Here is a 25,576-nt window from a genome sequence, read left to right as displayed (position 1 = left end):
TCTCTTGGAGAAGATGCCTACCGCCTTTTTTAAGATATCACGTTCAAGCTTTGTTTCTTCTAGTTCTTTGCGAAGTCTCAATAACTCTTCCCTTATTGGATCAGAGGATATTTGTTTTTCCTTGCTAAGTTTACCTTCTTTGTGAAGTTTTCGCCAATTAACGAGACTTTCTTTACAGATCCCCAATTCTTCAGCTACCGAGGATACATTGCCTCGCTGCTCACTTAAAGATACTGCTTGGATCTTAAACTCTAGACTGTAATTTTTTCTGATCTTTTTCATACTCTTAAAGATAAAGAGTATAAGAATTGTGTCCTAACAAAGTTAGCAACTCCAGTACTGAGTTACCATTTTCATCTATAATGTGCGTAATCATAAAGCCTAAAAATAATTAAAAAGTTCAAGAGCAGTATCTTTTGTACTTTTCCCTATATATTCTAAAAACATTCTTTCGGTAGTATGCCCAGTCATAAAAATTAAATGGCTTGTAGGTATTTTACCGTAGAAATTGGTAGCAAAAGAACGCCGTCCTATATGCGAAGATACAAGTTCCCATTTTTCATACACCCCCTCATCTTTTCGATATTTTCCGCTGTTCGCTCCAATCTCTGTTTTTTTACTACCCTCTATTTCTTGATTTATTTTCGCTTTTTTACAGACCTCTTTTAAATAATCATTATATTTCTGGTCAGATATTTTGTTAGGAAACTCTCCACCTCTTTTTTCTAATACTTCCATTACTTTAGGAAGTACTGGGATAGTCATTAATTTATTGGTTTTCTTTTGTCTAAATTCAAGCAGGGATTTACCATTTTCTACACGTATCATACTTGTATTAAAATTCATAAAATCAGATATTCTCTGCCCTGTATAGCACGAAATAATTAGCCAGTCCCTAACATTTGAAAGACTATCACTTAGCTCCGCTTTCTCTATTTGTTCAAGTTCTAAAAGTGATAAATAAGGATGCTTAATTTCTTTTTTTACTTTTATTCGCAATTTGCTGAGGTTTCTATCTACCTCTAATCCTTTTTCGTAGGCATAGTTGCAAAAAGTTTTAATAAATACCAAATCTCTTTGCACAGTACCAATAGCGTAATTTTCCTTTGTGCAGTATGCTATAAAATTATTTTTGAATTGTTCATTAATCTCCGAAATAAGTAAGGTTACTTTTTTTTCTTTTTCGTAACGTTCTAATTTATGCTTGACTACATTTAGCTTTTTAACTGTAGAGGGAGTAATATCATTACCTTTCTCTTGTATATAATAATCTACAAACTGTATTAGTCCTTGCGGGATTCGAACCTTATCGGGTTCTCTGTTATAATAGCTATCTATTTTTGTTTGTAGCCAAACTTTATCAATCTCAGACGGCAAGGCTTTTTCAAACGCATTTAAAACGAAGTTCTGAATATCGTTTATCTCTGCGTTTACCTCTCTTTGCCTGTTTGCTATTTCAATAGTTTTAGGGCGCTTTTGGTCGTGATACTTTTCCCAATACTCTTTATCTACTTTTAGCAAGGTTTTTGCCCCGTATACATAATCTACTCCCTCACACCTAAATAATAACCTTATGTTGAGGGGTGCTTGCTCTTTGGTAGAACGGTAAAGAAAATTTATTGTAGCCAAGCTGTTTGTTTTACCGTACAAATATATAAAATACTGTACGGTTTTTGTACGGTAAATTTCAATTTATTTAAATTCGCATCAACTTACATCAAAATAAATCAGTTTTAAAATCACCTAAAATCATTGTAACCAAAAGAAAACACACAAAATAGACATTTTACAAGATGTATAAAGTTGAACAATTAGTACTCCCTCCAACTCCACAAAAAACGTTGTAAAATATTTTACAACGTTTTTTTATTCACCCAACATTTCACAATAAAAAAAAGCCTTGACCAAATTTGATCAAAGCTAATATAAAGTACGAAACTAAGCTTTTAGATTTACTTCAATTCTTTTAGATTTTTCAAAAATTCAATGCTAATTCATGTGATTAACACTTTTCCTGATACTTTTCACGTCAATCACTTTCGCCAATATTTTAATAGGGTCATTGTATTGAATCTCAATACTGTTAATTATTTTATCATCAACATTATCATCAAACTTTCTGGCAAACAGATGATTCCCTTTTTGCAGAAAATCCAGATCAGTTCCGGTGAAAGTTTTGGGACGCAATTTAATATCACCATCAGGAATCCAGATAATTGCCCTTTTATCATCATCAACTAAAATTCCATTAAACGAAGTATTCATCAAGACAGTTTGAAAGAAAGATTCGTCAGCAATAAGGGTATTGAGATAATAATCTTCATACTTTTTCACTTCAGTACTGTTACAAATAAACTCGCAACAATTCCTTGTTAAAATCATCCATTGCCCTCCGATATAAGGAATTACATCTTTCATAAACTCTCTTTTATGAGTTTTATCCGAAATATTATCTTCTAATTCTTCAAAATAATTTTCAATTCTGTTCATCGTTTCAGGTCTTACTTTTTCCTGATCGGCAAATTTTATATAATTTTTACCATTGTTTTTAGATAAAAAATCTTTAATGATTTTCTGTGATTTTAATGGATAATCCTGTCCGCTGAGGTTAATAAAATAATCCCATTTTGCATTCATGTTCAGAAGATAATTTATTCCATCTAATTCGGCCTGAACCATACTATATCCTCCCCAAATCACGGTTTCACTTTTAAGAATATGCACATTCGGGTATTTTTCGAGGAAAACTGTCACTTCTTCACCGATTTCCAGACTTGCTTTTTTATCAATATGAATAAGGTAAAAATTGGACAGCTCGTAAATTGCTGTAAAAAGTCTTTTAAATTGATCGGGCAATCGATGCACCAAGATCAAATATGCAATGCTAATAGGTTTTTTAGAAAAATCAATTTGTTCATTGTTTCCACCTATGCAAACATTTTTCATTTTATATTATTTTTAAAATTATGAATGTTTACAACTTATTTTATAAAGTATTAATAGACATTTTTATCAATATACGACAATTAAACCATCTTTCTATTATCAATATTTAATTGACAACCAGCAATTATTACTATAGAAATAAATATTTGACTTATATTTCGGCACATTTTTGCTATAAATGTATTCAGTAAAAAATATTGACTTCAAAATAAAATGGCTTATTTATCACGAATTTACTTAAAAGATAATCATCCAAAGGAATTTCCTTTCGATCTTCCTATTTTTAAAAATGGATTAGATTTAAAATTAAAAACCAACGTAACTTTCTTTGTTGGCGAGAACGGCACCGGAAAATCAACGTTAATGGAAAGTATCGCTGATAAATGTGATTTTAACCTTTCTGGAGGCAACCGGAATCATAACTACGACTTTCATAAAACAGAAAATACATTATCCGATTTTCTCACTCTATCATGGAGAATAAAAATAAATCAGGGATTTTTTATGAGAGCTGAAAGTTTTTTCAATTTTGCAACCTATATCGATGAAGTCGCCGAAAGTGACCTCCGCGTTTTGGATGCCTATGGCGGGAAATCTTTGCACAAACAGTCTCATGGAGAGGCATTTTTAGCATTGTTTCACAATCATTTTGATAAAGGTATTTATATCCTGGATGAGCCAGAATCTGCTCTTTCACCACAACGTCAGCTTGCATTATTATCCGTGATACATAAGTTGGAAAAAACAGGAAAAGCACAGTTTATCATTGCAACCCACTCTCCTATCTTATTAAGTTATCCCGGTGCAACTGTCTATTCTTTAGACAATAATCTTGAACCAATTAATTATAAAGACACCGAGCATTATCAGATCACAAAAAACTTTCTTGATGCTCCTGAATTATATTTTCGCCATTTATTTAATGACGATGATATTTAAGACATAATTTCACTTGGAGAAAGTCCATATTGATACAAATTTCCGCCAAATCAATATACTCCTTATTTTGTTATAAAACTCAATTTTGCTTTATTATAAAGAGGCATCCAAGAAAAAATAATCAGCTTTAATAAATATTAACATGGCCTAAAATTTCACTTCACCGAACATTTGAAATCCATACCAACCTGTTTTAAGTCCAAAAACCAAATCAATGTTACAGATAGATGAGACATGATATTTAATTAATTATACAACCCTTTAAAAATATTGAAATATAACCCGCTGAAAACGAAAAGACTAAATCTCTGAACTATAAAATAAGGATAGTCTACCCACAAAAAAGACTAAAAAAATGTTTTATCGTAAAGAATTTTATATATTTGCAGAATCTAACAATTAAAAAAATAATTTACTATGTCAGACATTGCATCAAGAGTAAAAGCTATCATCGCTGATAAGCTTGACGTTGAAGAAACAGAAGTAACTCCTGAAGCTAGCTTCACTAACGATTTAGGAGCTGACTCATTGGATACAGTTGAACTAATTATGGAATTTGAAAAAGAATTTAACATTCAAATCCCTGATGATCAAGCTGAAAAAATTACTACTGTAGGGCACGCTATCGCTTATATCGAAGAAGTAGTAAATAAATAATATTCTCTTCAACAAAAAGAAAATTTAAAAAGTTTATGGAATTAAAAAGAGTAGTTGTAACCGGTTTTGGCGCAATAACACCGATTGGAAATAATGCAAAAGAATACTGGGAAAATCTTCTTAAAGGTGAGAGCGGTGCTGCTCCGATTACTCTTTTTGATGCCACAAACTTCAAAACAAAGTTCGCTTGCGAAGTGAAAGGCTTCGATCCATTGCAACATTTCGATAAGAAAGAAGCAAAGAAAATGGACCGAAATACACAACTTGGAATGGTAGCTGCCAGAGAGGCAGTTGCACATTCTAGAATAATAGAAGACAATGTAGACAAAAACAGAGTCGGCGTAATTTGGGGTTCCGGAATCGGAGGTTTAGAAACTTTTGAAACAGAAGTTTTAGGTTGGGCAAATACGGAAATTCCGAGATTTAACCCATTCTTTATTCCTAAAATGATTGCTGACATTACTCCTGGACACATCTCTATCGAGTATGGTTTCCACGGACCGAATTATACTACTGTTTCTGCTTGTGCTTCATCTGCGAATGCCATTATTGATTCAAAAATGCTGATCCAACTAGGAAAAGCAGACGTGATTGTATGCGGAGGCTCTGAAGCTGCCGTTACAGCAAGTGGTGTTGGCGGATTTAATGCTATGATGGCTCTTTCAACAAGAAACGATGATCCAAAAACAGCTTCAAGACCTTTTGATAAAGACAGAGATGGATTTGTTTTAGGTGAAGGTGCAGGAACGATTATTCTTGAAGAATATGAGCATGCGGTAAAACGTGGAGCAACAATCTATGCAGAATTGAAAGGTGGCGGTATGAGTGCTGATGCATATCACATGACAGCACCACATCCTGAAGGTTTAGGAGCTTATTTAGTAATGAAAAACTGTTTGGAAGATGCAGGGCTAACTGCTGATGAAGTAGATCATATCAATATGCATGGTACATCTACTCCATTAGGAGACGTTGCAGAATCTAACGCAATTTCAAAATTATTGGGTGAGCATGCTTATGACATTCAGATCAATTCTACAAAATCAATGACAGGTCACCTTTTGGGTGCAGCCGGAGTTATTGAGGCTATTGCTGTGTTAGGAACTATTATTCATGGTATCGTTCCTCCAACCATCAACCATTTTACTGATGATGAAAATATCGACAGCAGACTTAATTTTACATTTAACGAAGCGGCGAAGAAAGATGTAAAAGTAGCCATGAGTAATACTTTTGGATTTGGTGGGCACAATGCCTGCGTTCTATTTACGAAAATCTAAATTTACTGAATGGAGTTAAAGAAATACATTTCTAAATTCCTTCTCAAAAAAAGAAAAAAATTATCGGAAAGAGATTCTTTCCTTAGTACTCATCTGAATAAGATGCTGGGTGCTGAGGTACAAAATGTTGCTCTTTACCGTGAGGCTTTTTCTTTGAAAAGCTCTTCTAAAAATCAAGACAGCAATTACGAAAGACTTGAATTTTTGGGAGATTCTGTTTTGGGTACAATTATTTCTTGTCATTTGTTTCAAGCTTATCCTCAGGCTAATGAAGGATATTTAACACAAATGAAATCTAAGATTGTTAATAGGAAGAATCTTAATAAATTAGGTGAAGACTTAAAACTTACAGACCTTTTGCTTAAACAAAATTCTGTGGCTTTAGGTGAGAACATCTCCGGAAATTTATTTGAAGCGTTAATCGGTGCTGTTTATCTGGACTTTCATTATGATACCTGCAAGAAGATCATCTTGGAAAGACTTTTAACACCATCCGAAATAAATAAGCTTGAAAATAAGATTGTAAGCTACAAAGGTCTTCTGCTCGAATGGAGCCAGAAGAAGAAATTGAATATAAAGTACGAAACTTGTGAGGAAGTCCAGGTAAATAAAGCGATCATCTTCCGATGTCATGTTTGGCTTGGAGAAGAAAAAATAGCCAATGCCACGGAAACCTCCAAAAAGAAAGCAGAAGAGAAGGCAGCACAGAGGGCATTTTATATTTTAAACAAAAAAGAAAATATACTTGGAAATCCAAAAACTTTATGATCTAGACGATATAGAATTTGAAGATATTGCCATAGGATTGGTAAGATTAGCGAAAAATATACCCGATCATGAGTTTTTCTTTAAAATAAATCGAGATAATGATCTTACTTTTTCAAGAAAGAAAGATGTGATCCTTCATGGAGCTTATTTTGATTATTATTTTCCAAGATTTGAGGCATACCACAAGTTTACAAAGACTTGCTTTACTTTTATCTCCAACAGATCATCAGAAAGTAAACAAAAAAAACTACAAACTGAGCTCTTCACAGAAGAAGAAAATATTAAATTTTTATTAAATAATCAGGTAGATGTAGAATATATTCTGCATAGTTCGGAACAGTTTCCTGATTTTTCCGTAATTTTGCTCCCTGAAAATCTTGTTTTTCCAATTCAAGATTATACACTAAGTTCTGAAGAGGAACTTTATCAAATTATCCAGTATTATGAATAAGCATTTAAAGAAGACAAAAATTATCGCAACACTTGGGCCGGCTTCATCATCGAAAGAAGTTATGTTAGGACTTATGAGAGCAGGTGTTGACGTTTTTAGAATAAATTTTTCACACGCAGATTACGACTTGGTTCGTACTAATATTGATACTATTAGAGAGCTTAATAAAGAACACGGATATTCTGTAAGTATTTTAGGAGATCTACAAGGGCCTAAATTAAGAGTTGGGGTTGTAAAAGAGGGTTCTTATCTTAACCCTGGAGATATTCTTACTTTCACCAACGAAAAGATGGAAGGAGATTCTACAAAGGTTTATATGACTTACCAACAGTTTCCTCAGGATGTAAATGTTGGAGAGAAAATCCTTATTGATGACGGAAAACTAATGTTGGAGGTTATTGAAACCAACAAAATAGATACAGTAAAGGCAAAAACAATTCAAGGGGGACCGTTGAGTTCTAAAAAGGGAGTTAACCTTCCTAATACAAACGTTTCTCTTCCAGCTTTGACAGAAAAGGATATTCAGGATGCTAATTTCATGCTTGACATGGAGGTTGACTGGATCGCTTTATCTTTCGTTCGTCATGCCCAGGATATTATCGACTTAAAAGAGCTTATCAAAGCTCACCCGAACGGAAAATTCAAAACGCCGATCATTGCTAAAATTGAAAAACCTGAAGGTGTTAAAAACATCGACGAAATTCTATTAGAATGCGACGGTTTAATGGTTGCCCGTGGGGATCTAGGTGTAGAAGTTCCAATGGAAGAAGTTCCTGCAATTCAGAAAAACTTGGTTGAAAAAGCAAGATTCTATTCTAAGCCGGTTATTATCGCAACTCAGATGATGGAAACGATGATCAACAGCTTAACACCAACAAGAGCGGAGGTAAACGATGTTGCCAACTCTGTATTGGACGGTGCTGACGCGGTAATGCTTTCAGGAGAAACTTCTGTGGGCAGATACCCAATTCAGGTGGTTGAAAATATGGCTAAGATTGTATTGAATATTGAGAAGACAAGCTTCTATCAACACAAAAACGAGCCAATGGAAAAAGACTACAACTGTATTGATGAGAGATTTATCACAAACAGAGTATGTCTTGCAGCAGTAAGAATTGCAAAAACTACAAACGTTTCAGCAATTGTTACTTTAACGCATTCTGGATATACGGCCTTCCAACTTTCGGCACACAGACCAAATTCTCATATCATTGTTTACAGTGGAAATAAAAGAGTAATCACGATGTTGAACCTACTTTGGGGAGTTCGTGCTTATTACTATGATATGAAAAAACCTACGGATGAAACAATTATCCAAGTAAACATGTTGACGCATAATCACGGTTATATTGAAACAGGAGATTTCGTAATCAACATCAACGCTACTCCATCTTACGAAGGTGGTAAAACGAATACATTAAGATTGACTACGGTTTAATCTCAATCATACAAAAACAAAAAACTCTCGATATTTTCGAGAGTTTTTTGTTTTATAGCTGAAAAATATAATCATTTAAAAGATTAGTTTCCTACAATCGTTTTAGCAGTCACAAACTCTTTTAAAGCGTGCAATGAAAGCTCTGTTCCATATCCTGAAGCCTTTGTTCCGCCAAAAGGAAAACGCGGGTCAGAACTTGTCATTCTGTTGATATTTACCGTTCCTGATTCTAAGTTTTCAATGAAAAATAATTGACGGTCTTTATTATTCGTCCAAACCGAATTAGAAAGTCCAAACGGAATATCATTTGCCATTTGCAAAGCTTCATCGTCATTTTTAAAAGTCATAATCATTCCAAGCGGTCCAAATAATTCTTCCTGTAAAATTGGATTTCCTTCCTGTACTCTTATCAATCCAGGATTAAATTCAGTATCAGAAATTCTCTCTAATGGAATAATAATTTCTGCTCCGTTTTCTAAAGCTTTTTTAAATTGATTTTCAAGATCATCGGCTAAATCAGGTCTTGCCATCCCGCCAATCAAGGTTTCTTTATTCATCGGATCTGTAGGAATGTATTTTTTATATTCTTCAATGAATTTTGGAAGAAACTCATCTTCTATTTTCTCATCAATAATAAATCTTTTTGCAGCAGTACAAGTTTGTCCACAATTTTGAAGTCTTGATTTCACTCCTTCTTTTGAAGCTTTATCAAGATCAGCATCCTCAAAAATAATAAAAGCATCACTTCCGCCTAGTTCAAGCAAGGATTTTTTGATATTTAAACCTGCTATTGAAGCCACTTCTCCTCCAGCTTTCCCGCTACCCGTAAGACTTACTCCTTTTACTACATCATGTTCAAGAATTCCTTTTACTTCTTTATGTCCTACTTCCAGATTTTGGAAAACACCTTCCGGAAAACCTGCTTCCAATAAAACTTGTTCAATAGCATTTCCGCTTCCGAAACAAATTGAAGCATGTTTCAGAACAACCGTATTTCCCGCCAAAATTGCAGGAACAGCAAATCTCAATACCTGCCAGAAAGGAAAATTCCAAGGCATTACTCCTAAAATCACCCCTTTTGGAGCATAATGAACTTCAGAATACGTAAATTCAGAATCAATTTTTTCTGGTTTTAAAATATTTTCTGCATCAGCATAATAATTCATCATTAAAGCACATTTCTCCACCTCAGCAATCGATTGTGAAATCGGTTTATTCATTTCTGTGGTAATGATTGTACCAAATTTTTCAGAATTATTCTTTAAAATTTCAGCAGCTTTTCTGATTAATCCTTGTCTTTCCTCAAACGACACCTTTTTCCAACCCGAAAAAGCCAAGTCAGCTTTAATAAGCTTGTTTTCAATTAATTGTTCCATAACGTAATTCTCAATTTAAATTCAAATAATGAATTTATAAATGCTTTTCTCTTAAAAGCATGATCAAAGCAACAAATTTAGTTCCTTTAGATTAAATAAAATAATGATTTTTTCTATTGAATATATTAGTTATGTCATACCATAAACCATTCGTTCACCAGACAAGATGCTAATCTTGCTGTCCTGTCCTGAATATCATGGCTTGGATTAACTTCCGCAACATCTAACGCAATCAGTTTTGGATTCTTTAAAATATGTCTGTAAAAATGCATAAAAGTTGCATCAGCAAAGATTCCATTGTATGCAGCGGCCGAAACTCCGGGCGCAATCGAAGCGTTAAAAACATCCATACAAATGGTGAGATAAGCAAAATCTACTTCATTTAATAAATCATCAATTCTTTGATAAATTGACGGAAGATTTTCAAAAAACAATTCATCTGCCAGAATATATTTCATTCCATATTGATGAGCGGTATCAAATAATTTAAGTGTATTTGAATTTCTCTGAATTCCGATGTGTAAAGAGTTGATTTCACCTTCCTGAGCGATTTGCCAAAATCCGGTTCCTGAACTCGGTCCTACTCCATTTTCAGGCTGCCTGTTGTCAAAATGAGCATCAATATTAATAATACCTATTTTTTGCTCAGGAAAGGCCGTTTTTACAGCTAGATAATGGGCATAAGTCACTTCATGTCCACCACCCAAAACAAGTGATTTTCCACCTTTTAAAAGAACTTTTGAGACATTTTTCGCAAGGTTATTTTGAGTGTTTTCTAAATTTCCGTCCTCACAGGTAATATTTCCAAAATCAAGTAATGAAAAGTCAGGAAGAATCACAGGAAAATTAGACATATTTTTTCTGATAACATCTGGAGCTTCTTTTGCTCCCAATCTTCCTTTATTTCTTCGAACGCCCTCGTCAACTGCAAAACCGTGTAAAACGAAATCATTAGTTGAAATACTGTCGTAATTACTTTCTTCTCTTACTCTCTGAAATATTCTGTGGAAAAGAGCTTCTTCTCCGTCAAATCTACCTTGCCAAATATTGCTCATTTTTTTAATAATTTGTGTGTTGTTGTCATGTTGATAAAAAACTCGATTTGGTTAATTTAGCTTCTTACAAAATGACAATATGTGTGGTTGGTTATTTTAAATTTTATTTCCGTCAATATAGATATTTTCAGCATTTAAACTCCCTTGATTATATAAAACATTTTGGAAGTTGTTTGTTTTAAAAATTACAAAATCTGCTTTCAAACCGTTTTCTAATCTTCCTCTGTCTTCCAAACCAAGAGCAAAAGCAGAACGGAAAGTCATTCCCGCCAAAACTTCTGCTGTTGTTAATTTTTCAAAAGTTGCTAAAATTGAAGCTTGAGTAATTAAATTCCCCATCGGTGCAGAACCGGGATTCCAGTCACTTGCAATGGCTAAAATTGCTCCTGCATCCAACAATTTTCTGGCCGGAGTAAATTTTTCGCCTAATCCTAAACTCGCGCCTGGAAGAGCTGTTGCCACCGTATTCGATTGAGCTAAAAATTCAATATCTTCATCAATTGTAGCTTCCAAATGATCTGCAGATTTCGCACCAACTTCAACCGCAATTCTTGAACTTCCGGGTGTAAATTGATCTGCATGAACTGTAATTTCAAAACCTAAGTCTTTAGTTTTAAGCAAGAAATCTTTACTTTCTTCCGGTTGAAATGCTGATTTTTCAATGAAAATATCAACTCGCTTTGCTAAGTTTTCTTCTTTTACTTTTGGTAAAATTTCAGTGATGATATAATTTAAATATTCCTGATTACTGCCTTCAAAATCTCTAGGTTTCAAATGAGCAGAAAGACAAGTCGGAACCAAAGTTGCTTTAGTTTGTTCCTGTGCTTTTTTGATCATTCGAAGCATTTTCAGTTCGTTTTCTACATCAAGACCATAACCGCTTTTTACTTCAATTGTGGTAATTCCTAATGAGAGTAGAAAATCGATTCTTTCTAATAAAGTTTTTAATAATTCTTCTTCAGAAGCCTTTCTTGTATGTTGAACAGAACTCCAGATTCCTCCTCCACTTTCTGCAATTTCCAGATAAGTTTTTCCAGCATTTCTCATAGCGAAATCATTCGCACGATTTCCACCAAAGCAAATATGCGTGTGAGAATCAACAAAAGCGGGAAGAACAATTTGTTCGCCCTCAATGCTCTCGACCTCTATATTTTGATTTTCAGATTTTAATTCTTCAAAATTTCCAACACTCTGAATTTTGTTGTCATTTACTAAAATTCCTCCATCGGTAATAATTTCTAATTGTTCGTCAGATAATTTTCCTCTTAACGGAAGATTGGCAAGTGTTACAACCTGCTTGAAAGGTCCTATCAGTTTCATTATTTATTATTAAGACTAAAAGTCTGTTTTAATTAAAATTTTTCATCTCAAAAATACTTAAAATATCTCAATCTTTTAAAACATAAACATTCCCTTTCCCAATGATAGCCCTGCCCTAAATCTCAACCTTAAATAATCTCAACCTCAACCCTAATCTTAACCTCAATTTTTCCTATCTTTGAGGTAAATGAAATGAATTAATGCCAGATTTTTTACATCCAGATAAAGAAAATTACTCCCATGAAGAGCTCATACAGGAAGAACAAATTCGTCCGCAGAGCTTTAAAGATTTTGCAGGGCAAAGAAAAACATTAGAAAATCTTGAAGTTTTCGTTACTGCTGCAAAAAAACGTGGCGGGGCTCTAGACCATGTTCTTTTGCATGGCCCACCCGGTCTTGGTAAAACTACTCTATCCAATATTATCGCCAATGAACTTGGGGTAAACTGTAAAATAACTTCCGGCCCTGTTTTGGATAAACCGGGAAGTTTAGCTGGATTATTGACTAATCTTGAAGAAAACGACGTACTTTTTATTGATGAAATCCACCGTCTTTCTCCTATTGTAGAAGAATATTTGTATTCTGCGATGGAGGATTTTAAGATTGATATCATGCTTGAAACGGGTCCAAACGCAAGAAGTGTACAGATCGGACTAAATCCTTTTACATTGGTGGGAGCAACAACCAGAAGTGGTATGCTGACCAAACCAATGTTGGCAAGATTTGGGATTCAAAGCAGACTGGAATATTATTCTATTGAACTTTTATCTATGATTATTATCAGAAGTGCAAGAGTTTTAGGAATAAAAATTTATGAAGATGCTGCCCTTGAAATTGCGAGAAGAAGTCGTGGAACTCCGAGAATTGCGAATGCTCTTTTAAGGAGAGTTCGAGATTTTGCTGAAATAAAAGGAAATGGCGAAATTGAAATTAATATCACAAAATATGCCTTGAATTCTTTAAATGTAGACGAATTCGGACTAGACGAAATGGATAACAAGATCATGCGCGTCATGATCGAAAACTTCAAGGGAAAACCTGTCGGAATTTCAGCTTTAGCAACATCTATTGCGGAAAATCCTGAAACATTGGAAGAAGTTTATGAACCGTTTTTGATTCAGGAAGGGTTTATTATTCGTACGCCAAGAGGTAGAGAAGTTACTGACAAAGCCTACAAACATTTAAATATTGCTATTCCTAGAAACCCAGGAGAATTATTTTAACAATCTATGTTCATACCTAAAATATACAGAAGCGAAGATTATCAATTGATGAAACAGATCATCAAAGAAAATGCTTTTGCTTTACTTATTTCTTCGGTCGAAAAGATCAGAGCAACTCATTCGATGATGGTGCTTAATGAAGATGATCCTGAAAATATTTATATTGAATCCCATATTTCCAGAGCAAATCCTCAGGCGAAAACATTAAAAAACGGTGATGAAGTTTTATGTGACTTTCTGGGAGCTCATGCTTATATTTCCAGCAGTTGGTATGATCATGTGAATGTTTCAACTTGGAATTATGAAGCGGTACAGATCTACGGAAAAGTAGAATTAATGAATCAGGAAGAACTTTACAATCATCTTGAAAAATTAACTTCCAAATATGAAAATTTTCAGAAATGCCCGATGTTTGTAGAGAAAATGGGACGGGAATTTGTAGAAAAAGAAATGAAAGGCGCTTTTGGGATAAAAATAATTCCTACTGAAATATTTATTAAACAAAAATTGTCTCAAAACAGAAAAGAAGCAGACTTTCAGAACATTATTTCCAATCTTGAAAATACAGACGAGAATGGAAAAAAAATCGCTGAAAGAATGAAAAATATTAAATAATTTTATCAATTAAAATAAACTAATCAAAATATATATGAAGTTATATCCTATACAATGTGGAAAATTTAAGCTGGACGGCGGCGCAATGTTCGGAGTCGTCCCAAAGAGTCTGTGGGAGAAAACTAACCCGGCAGACGAAAAAAACTTAATTGAATTGGGAACCCGTTCTTTATTAATTGAAGACGGAAAAAAATTAATCCTGGTAGACTGTGGTCTTGGAAACAAGCAGGATGATAAATTCTTCGGTCACTACTCTCTTTGGGGGGACGATAATTTAGATAAAAACTTAAAAAAATATGGTTTTGTAAAGGAAGATATCACCGATGTTTTCTTAACTCACCTTCACTTCGACCACTGCGGTGGAGCGATCGAATGGAATGACGACAAAAGCGGCTACAGACCTGCATTCAAAAATGCACAGTTCTGGACTAATGAAAACCATTGGCAGTGGGCAACTGAGCCTAATCCAAGAGAAAAAGCAAGCTTCTTAAAGGAAAACATTCTTCCGATGCAGGAAAGCGGGCAACTGAACTTTTTGCCACTTCCGGCAAACGGAAATTATGGTTTTGCTCCGGACTTGAAAATGGACGTTATCTTTGTTGACGGACATACAGAAAAGCAAATGCTTCCGGTGATCCAGTATCAGGAAAAAACGATTGTTTTTGCCGCGGATCTTATTCCAACTGCGGGACACGTTAACCCTGTTTACGTAATGGGTTACGATACAAGACCTCTTTTAACAATGGAGGAAAAATCAAAATTCCTGAAGCAGTGTGTGGATAACGAATATCTACTGTTCTTCGAACACGATGCTCACAACGAATTAGCAAGTCTTAAAATGACCGAAAAAGGAGTAAGACTTGATGAAACCTTTAGTTTTAATGATGTTTTTGGATATTAATTTTTAATTATGGAAGACTTACATTCAGAAACAAAGAAAGCAGAACCACCATCATCCAAAGTCATTGGATTAACTGGCGGAATAGGTTCTGGAAAGACCACTGTTGCCCATTTTATTGAAGAGTGCGGGTTTCCCGTTTATTACTCGGATGACAGGGCAAAAACGATTGTTAATGACAATGATGAATTGAAGGTTAAAATTAAAGAACTTCTAGGCGAAGAATCTTACGATGAAAAAGGACTTTACGACAGGAAATTTGTTGCAGAAAAAGTTTTTAACGATAAAGATCTTCTTCATCAATTAAATGAAATCATTCATCCTGCTGTTCGCATTGATTTTGAAGAGTGGCTGGCAAAACAAACCAAATATTTAGTTTTTAAGGAGACTGCATTATTATTTGAGTTAAAACTTAATAAACAATGCTATAAGTCTCTGTTGGTAACTGCGGAAGACAACATAAGAACCAAAAGAGTAATGGATAGGGACGGAAAAACCTACCGCGAAATAGAAGCCATTATGGAGAAGCAAATGTCTGAAAAAGACAAGATAAAGCTCGCAGACTACATTATTTATAACAATACCAATCTCGAAGATCTAAAGGAACAAACCGAACGGATTATTTTCGATATAGAATAAAACAAAAACTCGTTAGAAAAATCTAGCGAGTTTTTTGTTGACCTGATTTTAGTTAAAAAAATAAGCTCCCATTTCTGAGAGCTTATTCTATTTTAAAGATAATTTACTATTATTCTTTGATGAATTTCTTTTGGGCAGTACCCTTAACATCATCGATATCTATCACATAAACTCCGTTGATCAAATTACTTACATTGATCTTGTTGTTTAAGATAATTCCCGCTGATACTATTTGTCCTGCTGCATTGTAGATCTTATAATTAGATCTTGGGCTTGTGTTTTTTACATTCAATGTAGTTTTTACCGGGTTAGGATAAATCATGATATCCGTCTGGTTGGTTGCATTAGGAACAGGAGTTTTAGAAATTCTCACTGTGTAATCTTCAACTTCTCCGTTTGCAAAACTTGTACAGTTCACAGGGATACCGTCTCTCTGCAATGCTACTCTCATCACTACATATTTGTAATCTGTTAAGCTGATGAATGCATCTGCAGGTACATTGAACGTTCCTGTAACAGGAGTTGTTGTACTAGGAGGTGAAGCAAGGATTCTTTCATTAATATCGAAGTATCCGTTTCTGTCGAAATCAATCCAAACAGCAACACCTTCATTATTATTAGTACCTAACCAAGATTTTTCAATCGTAATTTGGTTTCCTGTAGATCCTTGAATCAATTCTATGAATTTAGCAGGAACACCTGTATAATCTGTATAAGTAGATCCTACTGAAGTGTTTTCCATTATCGGTTTACCATTCGGCTTCACAGTTACTTTTGAAATAAATTCATTAGCTGCACTTGTAGAAGACATTGGACAGTAAGTTACCGTAGGCGTTGTAAAGAAGTAAGGCTGAGTGTAAGTACCCGGCGTACCTGAACATACATTTACAACCTGCATTTCATATTTAGTTAATTCCAATAACCCTGTTAATGTAAGAGTATTTATTGAAACCGGTACATTTGTCCAGCTCGGAATACCTACTTTTCTATATCTCAAGATATAAGTTGCTCCCGGGAACGGATCCCAAACCACAACTGCTGAAGTAGGAGTAAGATTAGTAATCGTTAATCCCGGAGGAGGCAATACGCAAGTTCTTTCAGTAGTAAATACTTTAGGATTAGACCACGGATTGACAACTGTAGTACCATTACAAATATTTGCTATCTGAACTTCATACGAAGTATATACATTTAAATTACCAAGCGTATAAGTATTTGCAGGAGCTGCCGGTAAAGGAATATTAGCACTCCATCCTGTAGCACCGCTTCCTACTATTCTGTATCTCAACACATAAGTAGAGCTTGCAGCTAGAGGCGCCCATGTTATTAATGCAGATGTTGTTGTGATATTACTTACCGTAACATTCGGAGGAGTAGGATCACATTTTGTGGCAAATTGTACAGGAGTCGCAGTTCCTTCAGTAGTATTACAAACAGCAACTACCATTACTTCGTAGTTTTTAGCAGGCTGCAAACCTGTTGGGATAACAAAGCTGTTTGTAGGCGGTGCTAATAATGCAGATGAATTTGGCCATCCGGTAGTTCCTACTTCTCTCCAATATACTTTATAGTTAAGGTTATTAGTAGACTGAGTCCAATGTACCGTTGCAGAAATATGGCTGATTGCATCTACATAAACATTTGTAGGAGCCGTAGTAGAACAAGGTTTAATAATAAAAGTATAGTCTACATAATTACCGTAAGGAGCCGATCCGCAAGGAGTGATAGCACCACTAAATGATGTCGCAAATCTTGCTCTGTAAGAACCTGCCGGATGACCTGCCGTGTTAATTGTTGTTGTTCCTGTAGTAGTATAGGCAGTAGTAGCATAAACAGCTTCCGTTAAAGGATCAAACACCATATCGTTATTCCAGTCTATCCATAAATAATAATAGTACGAACTTGTACCAGAATTCATGCTAACATTCACAGTAGTTCCCGGTAATGCAGAGAAACTTGTTGCAGAATTGTTTACATATGCACTATATGTAGAGGCAGTATAGGCAAGATTGGTAAATCCTCCTGTAGTTGTAATATTCTTCAAATAATATGTTGTTGAAGACGAACCTCCTGTAGGAACACAATAATTGGTATAAACAGATAGAGGACCTGTCCAATCACCAATATCAGTAGAGCTACATCTTGCTCTTACCCAAATGTAGTAAGTTGTACTTGCTGCTAATCCTGTTATTAATTGAGTTGGCCCTGTAACTCCGGTATATTGAGGAGTAACAGTTGGAGCCGGAATTGCAGGACTTGTAGTATAATAAACATCATAACCACCTGCAGGTGCCGGAGCCGGTACCGTCCATTGTATCGTAGTACTTGAAGTTGTAGTATTCAAGACCGTTAAACCTTGTGGGTCTGTACATGTAGGTGCAACTCTCACTTTGAAATCATCCACACCTAAATACCAAGGAGCACTTGTAGCACTAACGCTTACTCCAAAATTATATGTTCCTGAAACTGTAGGTGTATAATATACTTTATACAATACATATCCATTTGTTCCTTGTGTTGCTGTAATGAATGCCCCTAAAGTTGTTGCTCCTGTAGCAGATTGTGAAGTATTCACTAATGCATTACCTGTAAATCCTATATAAGAGCTTGTTGTACCTCCTGTATTATAATAGAAAGAATATTCATACGTTGTACCTGCTGTCAAGGCAAAGCCCGGAGTCCAAAGTTGACTGGCAGTGGTATTACCGTATTGAATTCTCATATAATTCGGTGTAGACTTAGGTGCATTAAATGTTGTAGATGCCGCATTTGCAGAAGTCCATGCATAAGTACCTGTTACTTGTTTCCAACAACTTGGTACAATACCTGACCCTATCGGAGTCAGAGAATCAAAATTCTCAGTCCAAGGAAGAGTGGTAATTGCGGTACAAAGTGTCTTAAAAGGGGATCCCGCAGCCCAGAAACTCTTATCTGTAGAAGAACAAATTGCTCGAACCCACCAATAATAAGTAGTATTAGCTGCAAGGCTACCCACTGTAACCGAAGTTCCTGTAGGAACTGCTGTTCCCGCAGTTGCACCAGTAGGAGGAACACCTGTCGTATTCATATAATATTCGTAACCATTTGCCGGAGTCGTTACCGAAGCAGTCCAAGACAAGGTTGCAGAATTAGCTAAAATATTTGATGATGTTAATGCTGTAGGAACAATACAAGTCGGAGGAGCTCCTACCTGAATTGTAAAATCTACAAAATTGCCATAGGCACTAGGTCCGCATGCAGTAATAGGACTGGCAGGTGTTATAAAGCCATTCTCTATTCTTATCCTGTAAGAGCCATAAGCCTGTGCAGCCGGAACAGTTATATTTCCGGTATACGTGGCTGCATACGATGTAGTAGCAATAGGATTTTCACCTGCATCATTAAAATCAAAATCATTATTCCAGTCTATGTATACATAATATTTTGCAGTACTTGAACTGGTAGCCAAATTTAGCTGTATAGTTCCGCCCGGAGAAGAATTTACTGTCTGGGCTGAATTATTAACATAAGCTTGGTATGCTGTAGCTGTATAATTAATACTATTCTGATCAGATAGGGAAATTGTTTTTAAATAATAGGTCGTACTTGATGAACCTCCCGTTGGAGTACAATACTGAGCCTTCAATCCCAAAAATGACAGAAAAAATAAAAATAAAAGATAAAATTTTCTCATAAGTCAAATTGTTTTAAAAAAATAAATTCATAATACATTCATTTATAACTTTTATATTCTTAATAATTAAGAATTCAATATCCGCTTTCAACAGGGAGGATTATTTGTAGTGATATTACTGCTGTTCAACTGGCTGTAAGGCAATGTCATTGCCTGCATATAGGATTGCATTGCAAAACCTATATTTACCAGAGTCAGAAAAGGAAATAAAAAAGTAGAGGTTTTCTTCATATGTTCTTTATATTATATTAATTAAACAAATCTAATGATTTTTTGTTATTAATTTGCCAATTGAAATGTTTTTTTTAAGGAAACTTCATAATACCATTACTTATGTTTTAATAATAAAAAAATCCCCAGGCAAAACCTGAGGATTTATTATTGTTATGGAATTTTTATTATTTTTTGATGAATTTAGATTTGAATAGATCTTTTCCTTTTTCTTCAATTGTAATTACATATCCACCTTTTACCAATTCAGAAACGTTGATTTTTCCTGAGTTGATATTTCCGCTATTTACTAATTGACCAGCAACACTGTAAATTTTGAAAGTAGCTTTGTCAGAAACTTTAGTTACGTTTAAAACATCACTTACCGGGTTAGGGTAAATTTGGATTCCGTCTTTAGGATTAGCAACATCGCTTGTACCTAATGTAGAAGCTACAACAACGTTGTAATCTTCAACTTCACCGTCATTGAAATTAGTTCCAGCTCCACAAACCCATGATGCAGGACCATTTAATCCGGCATTACCAGATCCAGCATAACCAAAAAGAACTCTCATTCTTAATGTCTGTCCTTCAATAGCAGTAGAAGGAACAGTAAATGATCCTGTGAATGAAGCTACGTTAGTTACCGGGAAGTTCATTACTCTTTCAGAAGCATCGAAAGTACCATCTCTGTTATAATCGATAAATACCATTGCTAAGTTATAAGCAGGAATATTTGCCGTAATAGTCATAGTATTGCTAACACCTTTTACAAGATTAACCTGAAGAGCAGGGTTTGTTGTAAAGTTTGTATAAGTAGCTCCACCTGAAGTATTGTTAAGATTCGCAACCGTTACGTTTGAGATAAATAGATTCGCAGCAGTAACTGATGAAGCAGCACAATAAGATATTGATGAAGTTGTGAAATTCACTGAAGCTGAATAAGCACCAGGAGTTCCTGAACAAACAGCCGCTATCTGAATTTCATAAGATGTAGCATCTGTAAGACCAGCTAACGTTACAGTAGGCGAAGTAGACGTTGTCTCTACCCAAGCAGTCTGACCTACTTTTCTATAACGAATCATATAAGTAGCATTTGAAATTGGCGTCCAGCTCACAGTAGCTCCGTAAGCAGTAATGTTACTTGTAGTGATCCCCACTGGAGCAGTACCGTCACATGGAGCGAAAGCTACTACTGTTACTGATTTCACAGCATAGAATACGTTTCCGATTGATGAAACTCTAAGCTTAATTACTTGTCCGCTCATTGAAGACGGGAAAGTAAATGATTCTGATCCGTCATTAGCTGTTGAAGCAGAAAGTACAGTCCAAGTTGTTCCGTTATCTGTTGTATAATCAATTTTAACATTCGCAACATTGTAAGGTGCAGCTGTAGTATTTGCCACATCCCACTCAATTGGAGTTGCAACGTTTACGTTAGCATATTGAGTATTAACCTTAAATGGACCATCATTACCTACAGTAATTGTCTGCTGCGCAAATTGACTCTGCTGTTGAGCCGGATCAGGGTTATTATCTCTTACGGTTACAGTAAAATTAGTTGTTCTGGGAACCATAGAAACAGACTCCCATCCGTTGTTTGAGTTATCTAAAACTCCTGCTAATACAGAAGATAGTTTAGGGAAATATCTTGTTGGGCTTGCAGTAGGCGTAAAAGATCTAAATGAAGCTCCAGTAGTAGTAGTTCCTAAATTAGTTTTATTAATTGTAACACTTGCATTATCTACCTCCTCCCATGTATAAGTCATTGGGTTATTTTCTGCATCAGTAGCAGCCGCCGTTAATACAAATGCCGTTCCTTTTGGAATGCTGTAAGCAGTTAAAGGAGTAATTACCGGTGCATTGTTTGAGATAGAAGTTTCTATATCACAAGTTTTGCTGATTAAGTTAGCCTGAATCTGAGAAATACTTGCTTTATGAAAATATGCATCAGAATGTGGCTGAACATCAGTAGTAGAACCTGTAATACCAGCATATCCCATAATTGTAGATCCAGAACCGGGCTCTACGTTTACGCCAGCTGATTCAAGACCGTGAGAGAATGTGTGGTTACCTCCTAACTGGTGACCCATTTCGTGAGCTACATAGTCAATATCAAAGTTATCACCTTGAGGAACTCCATCTCCAGGAGACGTAAATCCAGAACCTTTTTGCTTAGAAAGAGAAGTAGCAGGAGTTCCTGTAGGGTCAATACAAACACAACCGATACATCCCGCATTTCCACCACCACCAGAATCGCCTAAAAGGTGTCCGATGTCATAGTTAGCACTTCCAACATTCACACTCAATGTTTGTTGAAGCTGAACATTCCAACCGTTAGCATTACTTGCATTAGCTGAAGCTGTACCAACTGAAGGAATCGAATATGGATCTGTTGAACCATTCGTATAAATTACATTTGGAAAATCCTGTAGAATAAGACGTAAAGCAAAGTCTTTTTCGAAAACACCGTTTACTCTTGTCATTGTCGCATTAATCTGCGTCAAAGCACCAGCAACAGTACCTCCAAACTTCTGAGTATACTCACCAGTAACAGACATTACCAATCTCATCGTTCTGAATTTTTTATCAGACATTTTTGAGAAATCAGTTGGTTGGTTTGCAAATGATTTACCTTGCTCCAGCATCTGATTAATCTGAGCTACCTCAGCAGGGTTTTCTGTGGTACTACAAAAGAAGCCTTTTCCTGTTCCTCCTGTTTTACTAGTTTTAGGATGAACAGCATATACCGTTTTATCTGCATTTTGCGGCTCAATGAATTCATAATTTCCATCATTCATTACCATAGATTGGAAATCATTCCCTGATAAAGAGAATCTTAGGTATTTAGACGGATCGTCAACCCCAACCCCAACATAAGATCCTAGTTGATATTTGTCTGCAAGAGACTTTACAACAACCGGAGAACTATATACTGCAAATTTTTCAATTTTACCATTCAAAGTAGGTAAAGAAATTTCTACAGGCTTTGCATTAGGTCCCGATTCCTGAGCATTTTTAAGCTTTTCTTTAATTGCATTAATATCTAGCTTATAGTAGTTAACAAGAGCATACTTAATTTCTGTACCTCTCTTGTATGTAGTCGGCGTCCACTGTGCAAAAGCAGAGCCGCCAACCAAACTACAAAATAAAATAGTAAGTAGTTTTTTCATAAATTTTTAATTATATTTTCCGCCAAATATAACTATTTTCCGTTTATTATCCTTAAAAATAAAAGAATTATACAATAGAAATACACACAAACTCATGAGACAGTTAAAAAAAACAAACTCCAAGCACCCTTGAAGTCTGCTATACACACGAAAAATTATATTTTTATATTTTTTACTACTTCTTTATGAACTTGTTATTTTTAGAAATATTTTCATCTTCTATTATAACAACATAAGCACTTTTATTGAAGAACTCATATTAATCTGTTTGTTATGAATATTTCTGCTTTGTACAAGCCGTCCAGCAGCACTGTAAATTTTGAAAGTAGCTTTATCTGAAATATTAGTAATATTTAAAACATCACTTACAGGATTCGGATATATTTGAATATCATTTTTAGGATTAGCAATATCACTTGTCCCTAATGTAGAAGCTACAACAACATTATAATCTTCAATTTCTCCATGAGTATAATTATTACTAGCAGATCCCATAATTGCAGATCCGGAACCCTGCTCCATTTGAACAGAACTTCCCTGTATCGTATGAGAGAATGAAGTGTCCGATATCCATACAATCAGCTTGTCTAACATTAGCAGCTAATACATCTCTAAGAGAGGTATCCCAAGTACTTGGCGGTGATGAGGCATTTGCATTTGCAACACTGTCATAAGGGTTCTACTCCTACGTACAATCCTTATTGACACTCATCTGCTATAGTATTATCCATAACAGGAAGGCTGTAGACATTAATACTTATGAATTATAGCTGCCACTTTAATTAAAATGATTAACAACACTTAAGCCTCAGAAAATTCTGAGGCTTAAGTGTTATTTAAAGTCTAAAAAATTATTTCTTTATGAACTTAATATTTTCAGAAATACTTTTATTTTTTATTGTAATGATATAAACTCCTTTTAACAATTCAGAAACTCTGATTTGATTATTAGAAACCAAACCACTCTTAACAAGCTGACCAACTGTATTATGAATTTCAAATTTGGTATCACCTGAGATATTCGTAACGTTAAGAATATCATTTACAGGGTTTGGATATATCCCGAATGTATTCTTTTCTTTAGTTATTTCATTAGTAGCTAATGTTGCATTTACTACTTTAAATGTTCTTTGCTGTTGATATGTAAAATCATTACCAGCAACGACTACAACACCAGCGGAGTTTTTAATTCTATAACTTCCGTCCAAATCATAAATACCATCTCCATAAACATCGTTTATTGTAAACGTATAACAATCATTTTGAGGTAATACCCAGTTAAATGTTAATAAAGCAGGCATATTAGGATCTGCATCTGCATATGGCCCTCCACTATATAATGTAGCACCTGCACTATTGGTTAATGTCCATGTTATTTCAGATCCATAAGGATCTCCTTGAAGCTCAAGTGTAAAGTTTGTGCTTGCCACAGGAACTGAATTTCCAATGAACACATAAGAAGCATTGTTACCAGGTCTCTGATCTGATGTTCCGTTTACCGATGCAATTTGTGCAGCAACAGTACCAGAAGAAGCTCCTGTAGGAATACTAACCATAGCATATTTATTCTGTGCTAAATTCCCTGACCAGTTGATAGTCTGTACTGCACCATTATCAACGGTATAAGTAATAACAGCAGAAGTAAGTGCGCTTGTTCCTCTATTATACAATAAGAATTGTACAGTAACAGGAGACACAGTACCACAAGATGATTGGCTACAGCTTTTTTCACCTTTCAATTCCGCATCATTTGCAAATAATGGGATAGCCATATCTGCAGTTGAAGTTTTTAATTCCATTCTTCTTGGAGAATTATTCATAACAGCTGTAATTCTATCTTTCTGATTAATGGTAAAGATATTCATACAAGTATCATTAGTATAATCCATATAGTTTTGTACCATCTCGTAAATAGAAGGATTGTCACAACTTGCTATTGTTGTAGGGCAACCACCGTTAGAATCATGAGCTGTTGGCGTGTCAGCACAATAGTCATCACCACAATAATCGTCACCCCAGATATGTCTCAATCCTAAGAAATGTCCTACTTCATGAGTCATTGTTCTCCCTTTATCATAAGGAGCATTCAAAAAGAATGTTCCGTCATCATAAGTACTGCTTCCAAAAGTTGAGTAATTTGCTACAACTCCATCTGTTTCTGCATAGCCCATATTTGGATTTAAGCCTGGCAGGTTAGAATTTGACGGAAACTGCGCATATCCCAACAAATCTGTGTTAGAAAAGTTCACACTCCACATATTCATATATTTCGTAGGATCCCAAATAGTTAAAGGCTTCACATAACTGTCAATAGCAGAAGTAGCCCAAGAAGTCTGACAAAGATTCACACGGTCAATTCCATCAGTAGGATTACCTTTAGGATCAACTTTTGCTAAAGCGAATTGTATTAAAACATCTGCACCAACAGGGTTCGTGTTATATCCCGGAGATCCTGCTAATTTTCTGTAATCATTATTCATCACCGTAATCTGTGATTTAACCTGATTATCTGTAATGTTTGGAGCAGTACCCAATGCCTGCCCGCTGTGAATAACGTGAACTACAACCGGAATTGTAATGATACCACCACTTTGAGATTTATTGTTTTTAGAATTAGCAATTAAAGGAGCGATCCATGCTTCAAACTGAGCATCTGTCATTCTTTTAGGATCATTTTTCTGCAACATTTTTTCATACTCTGATGATGCGCATCTGATGAACCCACTTGTTTTTCTTAATTCCTCTAATGTATATTTTTTGCCAAAAACAATGTTATCCTGAGCATTTTTCTGAGCGAAAACTGAACAAAATATCATTACAAAAAACAGAAAAGGCAATTTAAAAGTAAATTTACGTTTCATATAACAAAATCTTTAATTAGTTTTACAAATATATTAGTTTTTGGTATAATTTTA

At 35.0% G+C, this 25,576-nt stretch carries 21 protein-coding genes; 10 read left to right on the top strand and 11 right to left on the bottom strand.

Features of this window, described 5'->3' with window-relative positions; all coding sequences use genetic code 11:
- The 3 genes from BT156_RS19740 to BT156_RS19730 all read right to left on the bottom strand — a co-directional run.
- Window positions 1-282, bottom strand: a 282-nt coding sequence (locus BT156_RS19740; RefSeq protein ID WP_072410988.1) for a transposase, incomplete at its 3' end; no start/stop codon positions are given.
- Between the two features lie 99 nt (window positions 283-381).
- Complete coding sequence (locus tag BT156_RS19735; protein ID WP_072412652.1) at window positions 382-1,629, bottom strand: site-specific integrase; 1,248 nt, start codon at window positions 1,627-1,629, stop codon at window positions 382-384.
- A gap of 360 nt (window positions 1,630-1,989) precedes the next feature.
- Window positions 1,990-2,946, bottom strand: a complete 957-nt coding sequence (locus BT156_RS19730; protein WP_072412651.1) for a beta-1,6-N-acetylglucosaminyltransferase — start codon at window positions 2,944-2,946, stop codon at window positions 1,990-1,992.
- A gap of 213 nt (window positions 2,947-3,159) precedes the next feature.
- On the opposite strand from BT156_RS19730, the gene BT156_RS19725 reads away from it, so the two are divergent.
- From BT156_RS19725 to pyk, 6 genes are all read left to right on the top strand, one after another.
- The gene (locus tag BT156_RS19725) at window positions 3,160-3,885 is read left to right on the top strand and encodes an AAA family ATPase (RefSeq protein WP_072412650.1); all 726 of its coding nucleotides are present in this window, start codon (window positions 3,160-3,162) and stop codon (window positions 3,883-3,885) included.
- A 417-nt stretch (window positions 3,886-4,302) separates the two neighbouring features.
- On the top strand, window positions 4,303-4,542 hold the full coding sequence (locus BT156_RS19720) for an acyl carrier protein (protein WP_002976354.1): 240 nt from the start codon (window positions 4,303-4,305) through the stop codon (window positions 4,540-4,542).
- 35 nt (window positions 4,543-4,577) lie between these two features.
- On the top strand, window positions 4,578-5,822 hold the full coding sequence (gene fabF / locus BT156_RS19715) for a beta-ketoacyl-ACP synthase II (RefSeq protein WP_072412649.1): 1,245 nt from the start codon (window positions 4,578-4,580) through the stop codon (window positions 5,820-5,822).
- Window positions 5,823-5,831: 9 nt separating this feature from the next.
- On the top strand, window positions 5,832-6,590 hold the full coding sequence (gene rnc / locus BT156_RS19710; protein WP_072412648.1) for a ribonuclease III: 759 nt from the start codon (window positions 5,832-5,834) through the stop codon (window positions 6,588-6,590).
- Window positions 6,568-7,041, top strand: a complete 474-nt coding sequence (locus BT156_RS19705) for an IPExxxVDY family protein (protein WP_072412647.1) — start codon at window positions 6,568-6,570, stop codon at window positions 7,039-7,041. Before rnc ends, BT156_RS19705 begins: the two co-directional genes overlap by 23 nt.
- Window positions 7,034-8,479 carry a pyruvate kinase gene (gene pyk, locus BT156_RS19700; RefSeq protein ID WP_072412646.1) on the top strand — a complete coding sequence of 482 codons (1,446 nt, stop codon included), beginning with the start codon at window positions 7,034-7,036 and terminating at the stop codon, window positions 8,477-8,479. Before BT156_RS19705 ends, pyk begins: the two co-directional genes overlap by 8 nt.
- An 83-nt stretch (window positions 8,480-8,562) precedes the next feature.
- Here the strand turns inward: pyk and BT156_RS19695 are convergent, their stop codons facing one another.
- The 3 genes from BT156_RS19695 to hutI all read right to left on the bottom strand — a co-directional run bounded on the left by BT156_RS19695 (window position 8,563) and on the right by hutI (window position 12,230).
- On the bottom strand, window positions 8,563-9,855 hold the full coding sequence (locus BT156_RS19695; RefSeq protein WP_072412645.1) for an aldehyde dehydrogenase family protein: 1,293 nt from the start codon (window positions 9,853-9,855) through the stop codon (window positions 8,563-8,565).
- A gap of 134 nt (window positions 9,856-9,989) precedes the next feature.
- The gene (gene hutG / locus BT156_RS19690) at window positions 9,990-10,910 is read right to left on the bottom strand and encodes a formimidoylglutamase (protein ID WP_072412644.1); all 921 of its coding nucleotides are present in this window, start codon (window positions 10,908-10,910) and stop codon (window positions 9,990-9,992) included.
- Between the two features lie 96 nt (window positions 10,911-11,006).
- Window positions 11,007-12,230: an imidazolonepropionase gene (hutI, locus tag BT156_RS19685; RefSeq protein WP_072412643.1), complete on the bottom strand. Its 1,224-nt coding sequence runs from the start codon at window positions 12,228-12,230 to the stop codon at window positions 11,007-11,009.
- Window positions 12,231-12,430: 200 nt separating this feature from the next.
- Between hutI and ruvB the strand changes: the two genes are divergently transcribed.
- The 4 genes from ruvB to coaE are packed head-to-tail and all read left to right on the top strand — an operon-like array spanning window position 12,431 to window position 15,605.
- Complete coding sequence (gene ruvB, locus BT156_RS19680; RefSeq protein ID WP_072412642.1) at window positions 12,431-13,453, top strand: Holliday junction branch migration DNA helicase RuvB; 1,023 nt, start codon at window positions 12,431-12,433, stop codon at window positions 13,451-13,453.
- 6 nt (window positions 13,454-13,459) lie between these two features.
- On the top strand, window positions 13,460-14,068 hold the full coding sequence (locus tag BT156_RS19675) for an FMN-binding negative transcriptional regulator (protein WP_072412641.1): 609 nt from the start codon (window positions 13,460-13,462) through the stop codon (window positions 14,066-14,068).
- 34 nt (window positions 14,069-14,102) lie between these two features.
- Window positions 14,103-14,969 (top strand): MBL fold metallo-hydrolase, encoded by an 867-nt coding sequence (locus BT156_RS19670; protein WP_072412640.1) that lies wholly within the window; start codon window positions 14,103-14,105, stop codon window positions 14,967-14,969.
- Window positions 14,970-14,978: 9 nt separating this feature from the next.
- Window positions 14,979-15,605, top strand: coding sequence for a dephospho-CoA kinase (gene coaE / locus BT156_RS19665; RefSeq protein ID WP_072412639.1), 627 nt, complete (start codon window positions 14,979-14,981; stop codon window positions 15,603-15,605).
- 109 nt (window positions 15,606-15,714) lie between these two features.
- Here the strand turns inward: coaE and BT156_RS19660 are convergent, their stop codons facing one another.
- The 5 genes from BT156_RS19660 to BT156_RS19645 form a co-directional block, all read right to left on the bottom strand.
- Window positions 15,715-19,278, bottom strand: a complete 3,564-nt coding sequence (locus BT156_RS19660) for a GEVED domain-containing protein (RefSeq protein WP_072412638.1) — start codon at window positions 19,276-19,278, stop codon at window positions 15,715-15,717.
- 87 nt (window positions 19,279-19,365) lie between these two features.
- Complete coding sequence (locus BT156_RS22220; protein WP_170857347.1) at window positions 19,366-19,509, bottom strand: hypothetical protein; 144 nt, start codon at window positions 19,507-19,509, stop codon at window positions 19,366-19,368.
- Between the two features lie 167 nt (window positions 19,510-19,676).
- The gene (locus tag BT156_RS19655; RefSeq protein WP_072412637.1) at window positions 19,677-22,661 is read right to left on the bottom strand and encodes a reprolysin-like metallopeptidase; all 2,985 of its coding nucleotides are present in this window, start codon (window positions 22,659-22,661) and stop codon (window positions 19,677-19,679) included.
- 222 nt (window positions 22,662-22,883) lie between these two features.
- Window positions 22,884-23,255: a T9SS type A sorting domain-containing protein gene (locus tag BT156_RS19650; RefSeq protein ID WP_072412636.1), complete on the bottom strand. Its 372-nt coding sequence runs from the start codon at window positions 23,253-23,255 to the stop codon at window positions 22,884-22,886.
- A 257-nt stretch (window positions 23,256-23,512) separates the two neighbouring features.
- Window positions 23,513-25,522, bottom strand: a complete 2,010-nt coding sequence (locus tag BT156_RS19645) for a M43 family zinc metalloprotease (protein ID WP_072412635.1) — start codon at window positions 25,520-25,522, stop codon at window positions 23,513-23,515.
- Window positions 25,523-25,576 lie beyond the last annotated feature (54 nt).

This window comes from Chryseobacterium limigenitum, from assembly GCF_900114875.1.
Lineage (GTDB): Bacteria > Bacteroidota > Bacteroidia > Flavobacteriales > Weeksellaceae > Chryseobacterium > Chryseobacterium limigenitum.
The sequence above is the reverse complement of the archived record's forward strand: the minus strand, read 5'-3'. Positions and strand labels throughout refer to the sequence as shown.

What these genes read in the sequence shown, in the direction of transcription:
- BT156_RS19660 (WP_072412638.1), bottom strand. Translation starts at nt 19,278, where the DNA reads ATGAGAAAATTTTATCTTTTATTTTTATTTTTTCTGTCATTTTTGGGA.
- coaE (WP_072412639.1), top strand. Translation starts at nt 14,979, where the DNA reads ATGGAAGACTTACATTCAGAAACAAAGAAAGCAGAACCACCATCATCC.
- BT156_RS19655 (WP_072412637.1), bottom strand. Translation starts at nt 22,661, where the DNA reads ATGAAAAAACTACTTACTATTTTATTTTGTAGTTTGGTTGGCGGCTCT.
- BT156_RS19695 (WP_072412645.1), bottom strand. Translation starts at nt 9,855, where the DNA reads ATGGAACAATTAATTGAAAACAAGCTTATTAAAGCTGACTTGGCTTTT.
- rnc (WP_072412648.1), top strand. Translation starts at nt 5,832, where the DNA reads ATGGAGTTAAAGAAATACATTTCTAAATTCCTTCTCAAAAAAAGAAAA.
- fabF (WP_072412649.1), top strand. Translation starts at nt 4,578, where the DNA reads ATGGAATTAAAAAGAGTAGTTGTAACCGGTTTTGGCGCAATAACACCG.
- BT156_RS19675 (WP_072412641.1), top strand. Translation starts at nt 13,460, where the DNA reads ATGTTCATACCTAAAATATACAGAAGCGAAGATTATCAATTGATGAAA.
- BT156_RS22220 (WP_170857347.1), bottom strand. Translation starts at nt 19,509, where the DNA reads ATGAAGAAAACCTCTACTTTTTTATTTCCTTTTCTGACTCTGGTAAAT.
- hutI (WP_072412643.1), bottom strand. Translation starts at nt 12,230, where the DNA reads ATGAAACTGATAGGACCTTTCAAGCAGGTTGTAACACTTGCCAATCTT.
- pyk (WP_072412646.1), top strand. Translation starts at nt 7,034, where the DNA reads ATGAATAAGCATTTAAAGAAGACAAAAATTATCGCAACACTTGGGCCG.
- BT156_RS19645 (WP_072412635.1), bottom strand. Translation starts at nt 25,522, where the DNA reads ATGAAACGTAAATTTACTTTTAAATTGCCTTTTCTGTTTTTTGTAATG.
- BT156_RS19725 (WP_072412650.1), top strand. Translation starts at nt 3,160, where the DNA reads ATGGCTTATTTATCACGAATTTACTTAAAAGATAATCATCCAAAGGAA.
- BT156_RS19720 (WP_002976354.1), top strand. Translation starts at nt 4,303, where the DNA reads ATGTCAGACATTGCATCAAGAGTAAAAGCTATCATCGCTGATAAGCTT.
- BT156_RS19670 (WP_072412640.1), top strand. Translation starts at nt 14,103, where the DNA reads ATGAAGTTATATCCTATACAATGTGGAAAATTTAAGCTGGACGGCGGC.
- hutG (WP_072412644.1), bottom strand. Translation starts at nt 10,910, where the DNA reads ATGAGCAATATTTGGCAAGGTAGATTTGACGGAGAAGAAGCTCTTTTC.
- ruvB (WP_072412642.1), top strand. Translation starts at nt 12,431, where the DNA reads ATGCCAGATTTTTTACATCCAGATAAAGAAAATTACTCCCATGAAGAG.
- BT156_RS19650 (WP_072412636.1), bottom strand. Translation starts at nt 23,255, where the DNA reads ATGTTAGACAAGCTGATTGTATGGATATCGGACACTTCATTCTCTCAT.
- BT156_RS19730 (WP_072412651.1), bottom strand. Translation starts at nt 2,946, where the DNA reads ATGAAAAATGTTTGCATAGGTGGAAACAATGAACAAATTGATTTTTCT.